4 protein-coding genes are annotated in these 2,929 nt (G+C 76.8%); 3 read left to right on the top strand and 1 reads right to left on the bottom strand.

The genetic code is table 11. From position 1 onward, the window contains the following. The first annotated feature begins 106 nt into the window (after positions 1-106). The 3 genes from ACFV5N_RS26500 (at position 107) to ACFV5N_RS26490 (ending at position 1,418) form a co-directional block, all read left to right on the top strand. Positions 107-586, top strand: coding sequence for a hypothetical protein (locus ACFV5N_RS26500; RefSeq protein WP_385604677.1), 480 nt, complete (start codon positions 107-109; stop codon positions 584-586). A gap of 14 nt (positions 587-600) precedes the next feature. After that, positions 601-813, top strand: a complete 213-nt coding sequence (locus ACFV5N_RS26495; RefSeq protein ID WP_385604675.1) for a hypothetical protein — start codon at positions 601-603, stop codon at positions 811-813. A gap of 227 nt (positions 814-1,040) precedes the next feature. Then, positions 1,041-1,418 (top strand): DUF2255 family protein, encoded by a 378-nt coding sequence (locus ACFV5N_RS26490; protein ID WP_385604672.1) that lies wholly within the window; start codon positions 1,041-1,043, stop codon positions 1,416-1,418. A 231-nt stretch (positions 1,419-1,649) separates the two neighbouring features. Here ACFV5N_RS26490 and ACFV5N_RS26485 read toward each other — a convergent pair whose 3' ends face one another. Beyond that, entirely contained in the window at positions 1,650-2,780 is a 1,131-nt protein-coding gene (locus ACFV5N_RS26485) for an NAD(P)-dependent alcohol dehydrogenase (protein WP_385604669.1), read from the bottom strand. Positions 2,781-2,929: the final 149 nt, after the last annotated feature.

Genomic DNA, 2,929 nt, shown 5'->3' with positions numbered 1-2,929 from the left:
CCCCGGAGCCGCCGGCGCCACCCCGTAGTCGGAACGGCGGGCCGCCCGGCGGCCCGCCCCGCCCCACCGAGGCATCATGACCCACTGCAAGAATCCGAAGTGCCACATGGATGTGACCCCGAATCACTCGGGCCGCCCCAAGGAGTACTGCAACAAGCGCTGCCGGGACGCGGCCTACCGGATGCGCAACGCCGTCGACACCCCGGAGACCGGCACCGAGGACGGCTACACCGCCCTCGTCGCGGCCGACATCACCGGGCACGCCCGCCTCATCGAGGCCCAGGCCGCGCGCCCGGGCCAGGAGGCGACCAAGGAACTGCTGCGGCTGCTGTCCGCCGCGCAGTTGTCGATGGGTGATCTGGAGGCCGCCGTCGTGCGGCGGGCCCGGCTGGAGTCCATGCCCACCAGCGAGATCGCCGAGGCGCTGGGCATGAGCCCGCAGCGGCTGCGCAAGCGCTGGCCCCGGGGTGCCACGGAACGCCGGATGCTCCGGCGGGAGCGGCGCCGGCCCTTCACGGCGACGCTCAGCCAGACCCTGCGCGGCACGGACCGCACCGCGACGACGCCCGCCGACGCCCTCGGATAGCCCGGAGCACCGCCATGACACCGCCCGCACCCGTACCCGCCCCCGTACCGCCGCCCGTACCGCCGGTGGAGAGCGCCGCGGACGCCATCAATCGCACCATCCGGGCTTTCGTCTCCAGCCGGGGCAACCGGTGGTCGGCGGAGGACCGGCACCACCTCGCGCAGCTCTACGACGCCTGGGCGGCCTGTGCCCCCGCCCCCACCGCCACCCGGCGCGCCGGCCGCTGAAACGCCCCGGGCCGGGGCCCCGCGGTCCCGGCCCGGCCTGGTCCGCCGTCCCACAGCGGCGGAGCGGCCGTCCGTGCCCGGTGCGCGGAGCCCGCCGGGCCGGGGGCCGTCCGTGCGGGTGACGGCCGGGGCCGGACCGGCCCGTCATCCGGCCGGGGCCGCCCGGGGCCAGTTGGCTACCGGCAGGATCACGCAGCACGCGGCACGCGGCACGAGGAGGCCCACCGATGAGCACCTGGACACCCGATGAACTCACCCGGATCGGCGACGCCGAGGAACTGCGCATCGCCTCGCTGCGCGAGGACGGCTCGCTGAGCAGCGGACGCACCATCTGGGTGGTCCGCGACGGCGACGACCTGTACGTGCGGTCCGTCAAGGGCACCTCCTCCGACTGGTACCGGGCCACCCGGGCCCGCCGGGAGGGCCGGATCCAGGCCGGCGGAGTGGAGAAGGACGTCACCTTCGCGGACGTCGGCCAGGAGCACGAGGACCGGATCGACGCCGCGTACCGCGCCAAGTACGCGCGCTACTCCGCTTCCCTGATCGGCTCCGTCACCACCGGCCGGGCGAACGCGACCACGATGCGGCTGGAGCCGCGCGACTGAGGCCACGGCACGGCACCGATGAACAGTGCCCCGCCGCCGGGGGAACCGGTGGCCGTGCCCGTTCCGCGGCGTCTAGCCGGGGCCGTCCCGGCAGGGCGGCGCGCACCCGGCGGAGGGCTGCCGTCCCCCGCACCGCTCGTGGCCACCGCCCCGGCGAGGGCGACGGGAGCGCCGAGGCGGCGCGGGCGGCACGGTGCTGCTCACGGCGTCACCGGCCCCGGCCGGTGAGCGTCAGAAGCCGCCGGGGAACCGCAGCACGGGTTTGACGGCCTCGCCCGAGGCGGCGTCCGCCGCGGCGTCGTTGATGCGCTCGGGCGGGTAGAGGCGCAGGAGACGGTCGAAGGGGAGCCGCCCGGCCCGGTGCAGGGCGACCAGGGCGGGCAGGAAGCGGGCCGGGTCGCTGTCGCCCTCGTAGACGCCCCGCACCGTACGGCCCCTCAGCAGGGCCCCGATGTCCAGGGGTACCCGGGTACCGGCCGGTGGCAGGCCGAGCACGGCGGCGGTGCCGCCGACCGCGAGCGCGTCGACGGCCTGCCGCAGGACCTCGGGCACGCCGCTGCTCTCCACGGCGTGGTGCACGCCCCGGCCGCCGGTCAGCTCGGCCAGACGCGCGGCGACGTCCTCCCGCCCGGCGTCGACGGTGTCGGTGGCGCCGAGTTCGCGGGCGAGGGCGAGCCGGGCGGGGCGGATGTCGACGGCGATGATCCGTACCGCTCCGCTGAGGGCCGCCGCCATCACGGCGGACAGGCCGACCGCTCCGGCACCGAAGACGGCGAGGGTGTCGCCGGGGCCGGGACGCAGCACGTTGAGGACGGCCCCGGCGCCGGTCTGCACGGCGCAGCCGAGCGGGGCGAGCCGGGCGAGTTCGTCCTCGTCGGCGACCTCGACCGGGACGGCGCACCGCTCGTCGGCGAGGGCGAGGGCGCCGAGGGAGGACTGGCCGAAGAACCGCCCGGAGATCCGGTCGCCGCGCACGTCCCGCAGCGGGCTGGTGCCGTCGGCGCGGGAGCCGGAGGCGTTGCGCTGGAGGAAGGTGTCGCAGTAGGCGGGGCGCCCCCGGCCGCAGGAGGCGCACGCGCCGCAGGAGCTGAACGACAGCAGTACTGTGTCGCCGGGCGCGACGCGGGTCACCCGGTCCCCGACGGCCTGGACCACCCCGGCGCCCTCGTGGCCCAGCACGGCGGGCAGCGGCAGCGGGACGTGGCCGTCGCGTACGGCGAGATCGGTGTGGCAGAGCCCGGCGCCGACGACGCGGACCAGCACCTCGTCGGCGCGTGGCGCGTCCAGCCGGACCTCTTCCCAGGCGAACGTCCCCGCGCCGGGCCGGACCACGGCGGCGGTTGTGGTGGTGGTACCGGACATCGCGTCGCTCCCTCGGCCGGGTTCCCCGTCATGCTGGCCCGGGCGGCGCCCGGAATCCAGGCAGCGGCCCGGGGTTTCCACCGTCCGGGTAGCGGACGGGGCCGGAAGTTGACCGAAAGGGCGGGCAGGACGGAGCGCCGGACGGTGCC

The organism is Streptomyces sp. NPDC059853, assembly GCF_042731495.1.
In the GTDB taxonomy this organism is placed as follows: domain Bacteria; phylum Actinomycetota; class Actinomycetes; order Streptomycetales; family Streptomycetaceae; genus Streptomyces.
The sequence above is the reverse complement of the archived record's forward strand: the minus strand, read 5'-3'. Positions and strand labels throughout refer to the sequence as shown.